This window comes from Agromyces humi, from assembly GCF_009720255.1.
GTDB lineage: Bacteria > Actinomycetota > Actinomycetes > Actinomycetales > Microbacteriaceae > Agromyces > Agromyces humi.
Genome location: NZ_WJSP02000215.1, coordinates 1 through 6,254 on the forward strand (window position 1 = coordinate 1; position 6,254 = coordinate 6,254).

5 protein-coding genes and 1 pseudogene are annotated in these 6,254 nt (G+C 71.7%); 3 read left to right on the forward strand and 3 right to left on the reverse strand.

Going from position 1 to position 6,254, the window contains the following annotated elements:
• A pseudogene (locus GH736_RS24605) lies at positions 1–220 on the reverse strand (hypothetical protein); the annotation flags it as partial.
• A gap of 24 nt (positions 221–244) precedes the next feature.
• On the opposite strand from GH736_RS24605, the gene GH736_RS15100 reads away from it, so the two are divergent.
• A complete protein-coding gene (locus tag GH736_RS15100) occupies positions 245–1,801 on the forward strand; it encodes an APC family permease (protein ID WP_159604768.1) in 1,557 nt (518 codons plus the stop codon).
• 127 nt (positions 1,802–1,928) lie between these two features.
• On the opposite strand, the gene GH736_RS15105 is transcribed toward GH736_RS15100, so the two are convergent.
• Together GH736_RS15105 and GH736_RS15110 are read right to left on the reverse strand one after the other, a co-directional pair.
• Entirely contained in the window at positions 1,929–3,593 is a 1,665-nt protein-coding gene (locus GH736_RS15105) for an amidohydrolase (protein ID WP_159604770.1), read from the reverse strand.
• Positions 3,590–4,900 carry an MFS transporter gene (locus GH736_RS15110; protein ID WP_203230794.1) on the reverse strand — a complete coding sequence of 437 codons (1,311 nt, stop codon included), beginning with the start codon at positions 4,898–4,900 and terminating at the stop codon, positions 3,590–3,592. The genes GH736_RS15105 and GH736_RS15110 overlap by 4 nt, the downstream gene beginning before the upstream one ends.
• A gap of 134 nt (positions 4,901–5,034) precedes the next feature.
• Between GH736_RS15110 and GH736_RS15115 the strand changes: the two genes are divergently transcribed.
• Together GH736_RS15115 and GH736_RS15120 are read left to right on the forward strand one after the other, a co-directional pair.
• On the forward strand, positions 5,035–5,649 hold the full coding sequence (locus tag GH736_RS15115) for a TetR/AcrR family transcriptional regulator (protein WP_159604772.1): 615 nt from the start codon (positions 5,035–5,037) through the stop codon (positions 5,647–5,649).
• Between the two features lie 108 nt (positions 5,650–5,757).
• On the forward strand, positions 5,758–6,254 hold a 497-nt coding region (locus tag GH736_RS15120), incomplete at its 3' end, for a DUF937 domain-containing protein (RefSeq protein WP_159604774.1).

Consider the following 6,254-nt stretch of genomic DNA (forward strand, 5'->3'; position numbering starts at 1 on the left):
TGTCGGACTCGCCGTGGTTGATGAACACGTGCCAGCGGCGCCCGTACCGCATCATCTGGAAGTTCTTGGCGTTCTGGTTCACGTAGAACACCACGTGCAGGTCCTGGTCCTGGATCACCGGCTCGAGCCGCCTCGCGCGGCCCCACCACCTGTTCCTCGGATCGACCGCGGCGAAGATGCTCCGCGAACTGCCGGTGCCCATGATCGTGGTTCCGCGCACGACCACCCCCTGAGAGGGATCGCAATGACGCACCAACCGCAACCGCCGGCCGCACCCCTGACCGAGGCCACCGCCGCCGTCGATGGTTCGACGCACGGCATCTCGAAGAAGGGCCTGTCGGCCGGATCGGTCGGCCTGATCGGCGCGATCGTGATCGGCATCTCGTGCATCGCACCGGCCTACACGCTCACGGCGGCGCTCGGCCCGACGGTGTCCGAGGTCGGGGTGCAGGTGCCGGCGATCATCCTGGTGGGCTTCATCCCGATGCTGCTCGTGGCGTTCGGGTACCGCGAGCTCAACACGCGGATGCCCGACTCGGGCACCTCGTTCACGTGGGCGACGCGTGCGTTCGGCCCGTGGATCGGCTGGATGGCCGGCTGGGGCCTCGTCGCGGCGACGATCCTCGTGCTGTCGAACCTCGCGGGCATCGCCGTCGACTTCCTCTTCCTGCTCATCTCGCAGGTCGCCGGCAACCCCGAGATCGCCGACCTCGCGGCCAACCCGTTCATCAACGTCGGGGTGTGCCTGCTGTTCGTGCTGGGTGCCACATGGGTGTCGTACCGCGACATGCAGACCACGCAGAAGCTGCAGTACTGGCTCGTCGGATTCCAGGTCGTCGTGCTCGTGGTGTTCGCCGTCGCGGCGCTCGTCGAGGTGGCGAACGGCAACGCCTTCGATGCCACGCCCATCGAGCTCAGCTGGTTCAACCCGTTCGCCGTCGAGTCGTTCTCGTCGTTCGCGGCGGGCCTGTCGCTGTCGATCTTCATCTTCTGGGGCTGGGACGTCACGCTCACGATGAACGAGGAGACGCGCGGGTCCCACAAGACCCCCGGCCGCGCGGCGACCATCACCGTCGTCACGATCGTCGTGCTCTACCTGCTCATCGCGGTGGCGCTCATCGCCTACGCGGGCGTGGGCACCGGCGAGTACGGGCTCGGCAACCCCGACATCCAAGACAACGTGTTCTTCCACCTCGCGGGCCCGATCCTCGGCCCCCTCGCCGTGCTGGTCTCGCTCGCCGTGCTCACGAGCTCGGCCTCCTCGCTGCAGTCGACGTTCGTGTCGCCGGCGCGCACGCTGCTCGCGATGGGCCACTACGGCGCGCTCCCCGAGAAGTTCGCGTCGGTGAGCCCGCGGTTCTTCACGCCCGGCTACGCGACGATCGTCTCGGCCATCGTGGCCGCCGCCTTCTACGCGGTCATGCGCTTCCTCAGCGAGGACGTGCTGTGGGACACGATCACCGCGCTCGGCATGATGATCTGCTTCTACTACGGCATCACCGCGTTCGCGTGCGTGTGGTTCTTCCGCCGGGTCTGGTGGCGGTCGGTGCGGAACGTGTTCTTCACGCTGCTGTTCCCGCTCATCGGCGGCGTCATCCTGGCGACGCTCTTCTTCACCACGCTCATCGACAGCATGAACCCCGACTACGGCAGCGGCTCGAACGTGTTCGGCGTGGGCCTCGTGTTCGTGCTCGGTATGGCCGTGCTGCTCTCGGGCGTCGCGGTCATGCTCTGGCAGGCGTGGAAGCGGCCGGCGTTCTTCCGCGGCGAGGTGCTGTCGCGGGCGTCCGCCGAGGACTAGCCCCGCCGCCCGCCACCCTCTGCCGAGCGCCGCCCGCCGCCCCCGAGACACCCGCTCGTCGAAACCTTGTGTTCGGTGCGCGTGTCGCGACGATCCGCACCGAACACAAGGTTTTGAACGCGGCTGATCAGGCGACGGATGCCTCGGGCTCGACCTCGGGCTCGGCCTGAGCGGCATCCGGCGCCTCGTACACCGGGCGCCCCGCCACGACCGTGCGCACGACCCGCGCCTCGAGCAGCACGTCGGCGCCCTCGGTGAACGGGTCGCGGTCGAGCACCGCGAAGTCGGCGGCGAGGCCGACCGCGATGCGCCCGCGCTCGTGCTCCTCGAGGCAGCTCGCCGCGGCGTCGCGGGTGGCGTGGGCGACGGCCTCCTCGAGCGGCAGCGCGTACTCGGGGTGGTTCGCCGGGTACGACCCGTCGAGGGCCGACCGGCGCGTGGCCGCGATGTAGAGGTTGGGGAGGGCCTCGTGCGGCGCCGTCGGGGCATCCGTCGAGAAGGCCAGGAGCGCGCCCGCGTCGCGGAACTCCGTCCAGGCGAACCCGCGGTCGGCGCGCTCGTCGCCGAGCATCGCGGCCCAGTTCGCCCAGATCGCCGGATCGGCGTGCACGGGCTGCATCGACGCGGTGACCCCGAGCGCGGCCACGCGCGCCGCCGTCTCGGGGGCGGCGTACTCGAGGTGCTCGATCCGGTGGCGGCGCGGTCGGTTGCCGTTGACGGCGTGCGCGTGCTCGAGGGCGTCGAGGGCGACATCGCTGGCGAGGTCGCCGATGGCGTGCAGCGCGATCTGCAGGCCGGCGGCGTCGGCCGCGGCGACGACGGGCCTCAGCGCCTCCAGCGGCCAGATCGGCTCCGCGTTCGAGCCGTCGGCGTACGGATGCCGCATCGCGGCCGTGCACGCGTCGATCACGCCGTCGAGCACGAGCTTGATGCCCACCACCGCGAGCCAGGGGCGGTGCTCGCCGGCGAGCTCGATCGCCCGGTCGACCTGCGCGAGGTTCTCCGTCTCGTCGCCGGTGTTGCCGACGAGCCAATGCGCGAGCACTCGCATCGGCAGCGTGCCACCGCGGCGCTCGGCGGCGCGATCCAGCGCGCCGAGCGCGAGGTCGTCCAGTCCCATGTCGACGGCGCCGGTGACGCCGGCCGCGAGGTAGGCGGCGAGGGTGCGCTCCATCGCGGCGTCCCGGTCGGCGTCGGTGGTGACGCTCGAGACGTGCTCCCAGGCGTACTGCTGCGCGGCGGTCTCGAAGAGCATCCCGTTCGCCTCGCCGGCGGCGTCACGGCCGATGCGGCCGCCCATCGGATCGGGGGTGTCGCGGGTGATGCCGAGTTCGCGCAGCGCGGCGGAGTTCACCCACACCGAGTGGTAGTCGTTGGCGTCGAGGTAGACGGGCACGTCGGCGACGACCTCGTCGATCATCGCGGCAGTGGGCGCGCCGCCGGGCACCGAGTCGAACAGCCAGCCGCGTCCGAGCAGCCGCGGCGCATCGGGATCGGCGTCGCGCGCCGCTCGGAGGCGCTCCTGGATCTGCTCGAGCGTGCGGGCGTCGGTGAGGCCGACGCGGCCGAGCGCGTGGCCGGTGCCCACGAGATGGGTGTGCGCGTCGATGAAGCCGGGCAGCAACACGCGGCCGCCGAGGTCGACGGTCGTGGCATCCGGCCCTCCTGCCGCACGCGCCCCGGCGTCGGAGCCGACGAACGCGATGCGGCCGCCGTCGACGACGATCGCCTCGGCCCAGGCCGGCTCGTCGGCGGTGAAGATGCGGCCGTTGACGTGGATGGTGCGGCTCATGCGGAGACCTCCTCGGTCGTGGTGGTGGCGGGGGTGGCGGCCGCGGCGGGTGTGGCGGGTGCGGCCGCGGCTTCCTCGGTGCGCTGCAGGCGGCTCGAGACGCGGGCGACGAGGAACGCGGGCACCGCCAGCACGAAGCTCGCGATGCCGAGCACCACGGTGAACCCCTGGTAGCCGAACACCTCGACGAGGGCGGCGCCGATCACGGGCGTGAGGCTCGACCCCACGAGGTACACGGCGAGCAGTGGGCCCGACCAGCGGCCGTCGGCATCGAGGCCCGCCGACGTGGCGACGAAGTACATGAACGCGATCGCGTAGACGGTGTTCCAGACGATGAACACCACGATGAACGAGGTCGGGTCGGTGACGAGCCCCTCGACGATCTTCAGGATGCCGCCCGCGACGAGGAGGACCGCGAGGGGCACCGCCCGGCCGAGCCGGTCGCCGACGATCATGAGCAGGAACGCGCCGACGAGTCCGCCTGCGGTGGCGCCGCTGAGGGCGAGGCCGAGTCCCTCGGGGGTGAGGGCCGCCTGCTCGGCGCCCATGACGCCGGCCATGGCCCAGAGCGAGTCCTCGCTCGCCGCCCACAGCGCGAAGGTGATGAGCAGCGCGAGGCCGGCGATCGTCTCGATGCGGCGGGGGCGGCGGACGGCGGGCGACGCAGCGGATGCCGCGTGCGAAGCGGATGCCGCGAGCGGCGCGTCATCCGCCGCCCCCGTCGCCGTGGCGTGGTCGACGGCGGGCGCTGCGGGCAGCCACGCCGAGGTGAACAGCACGATGAGCGCGAACAGGGCGAGCGTGCCGAACACGTTGATCGGCGCGAGCCCGACGAGCGGCACGACGGCGAGGATGACGGTGACGACGGCGCGGTTGGCGAGGCCGTTGATGCCCGCGACGCGGTCGGGGTTGAGGAAGGCCGCGATGGCCGCGCCCGACGAGGACACCGCGCCGCCGGCGCCGAAGCCGCCGATGAGCAGGCCGGCCACGACGACGCCGGGCGCCGGGATGAGCGCGGCCGCGCCGAACCCGACCACGGAGAGGATCAGGCCGACCCGGGCGACCGTCCGTCGACGGCGTCCGGCGGAGAGCTTCGCGGTCGCGAGTCCGGTGATCGCGGTGAGCAGCAGCGCGCCGGTCACGATCCAGCTGGCGGTGAGCACGTCGGTGCCCAGCGCCGACTGCAGGGCCGAGATCATGTACGGCGAGAGGTTCACGCCGAGGTAGCCGGCGATGCCGATCCCGAAGGTGGCGATCGCAGTGGGCAGCCGCAATGGGACGCGGACGGACGGGAGGGGGTGGGACACGGGGACCTCCGGGTGCTCGGCACGGCGGTGTGCTCGACATAAACGAATGGTGTTCGTTTATTATGCAGACGTGAGCCGCATTCGGGAAGAGGCAATTTCCCGCCCGTAGGCTGACGTGGACGAAGGAGGCCCCGATGCCCAGGCCGAGGACCCCGCTGCTGTCGACCGACCGTATCGCGGATGCCGCCATGGAGCTCGTCGACGCGGGCGAGCCGTTCGGGGTCAACGCCGTCGCCCGCCGTCTCGGCGTCACGCCGTCGTCGCTCTACAACCACGTCGCCGGGCGCGACGAGATCATCGAGCTCATGCGGGGCCGCCTGGGCGAGCAGTACATGCCCCTCGAGCTCGACGGGCCGTGGGACCTCGTCGTCGAGGGGATGCTGCGCGCCGAGCGGCGCATGTACGCGGAGCATCCGTTCCTCATCCCGCTCATCGTCGGCAAGACCATCACCGACCCGACCGTCATCGCCGGCTACGACCTGCTCGCCACCGCCCTCTCCGGCGCCGGGTTCCCCGACGACGACGTGCTGGAGATCGTCGCCATCATCGACGCGTTCTCGATCGGCTTCGGACTCGACCTCGCGTCGCCCGACGAGGTCTGGCGCCCCGAGACGCCGACCCGCACCCTCGGCCGCCTCGTCCCCGGCGCGCAGCGGGGAGCGCCGCGCAGCGACCGGGCGTTCGAGTCGGGACTCGAGATGCTGCTCGACGGCCTGCGCCTGCGCCTGGCCCGCACCGAGCTCGACTGAGCTCGCCTCGAACGGAGGGAGCCGGCCGCACGCCCCTTCCGCCGCGGCATCCGCGGGGCTACCGTGAATCGGAGCGTCCGACGGCGGACGCGGGAACGGGGAATCCGCATGGCGTCGCTCGACGAGATCAAGGCCGGCCTGCCGATCGGCGACATCGCCGCGAAGCTGGGCGTCGACGAGGCGACGGCGAGGAAGGCCGTCGACGACGCGCTGCCCGCCCTGCTCGCAGGCATGGGGGCGAACGCGACCGACCCGGCCGGAGCCGCCTCGCTCGAGAAGGCGGTGAAGTCGCACGATCCGGCCCTCGTGGAGGGCGGCGTGAACCTCGCCGACGTCGACGAGGACGACGGGAGGAAGATCGTCCACAACGTGTTCGGCACCAACACCGACCAGGTCGTGCGGGCGCTCGACGCCAAGGAGTCGAAGGGCGGCGGCACCGGCGACCTCATCGGCAAGCTGCTGCCGATCCTCGCGCCCATCGTGCTCGCGTTCCTGGCGAAGCAGTTCTCGAAGAAGTCGGATTCGTCGGATGGCGCGGGCGAATCCGCGGGCGGCGGCGGCATCGGCGACGTGCTCGGCGGGCTGCTCGGTGGCGGCGCTGGCGG

Excerpts from the sequence above, each read along its gene's own strand:
- GH736_RS15105 (WP_159604770.1), bottom strand. The coding sequence starts at position 3,593 with ATGAGCCGCACCATCCACGTCAACGGCCGCATCTTCACCGCCGACGAG.
- GH736_RS15100 (WP_159604768.1), top strand. The coding sequence starts at position 245 with ATGACGCACCAACCGCAACCGCCGGCCGCACCCCTGACCGAGGCCACC.
- GH736_RS15115 (WP_159604772.1), top strand. The coding sequence starts at position 5,035 with ATGCCCAGGCCGAGGACCCCGCTGCTGTCGACCGACCGTATCGCGGAT.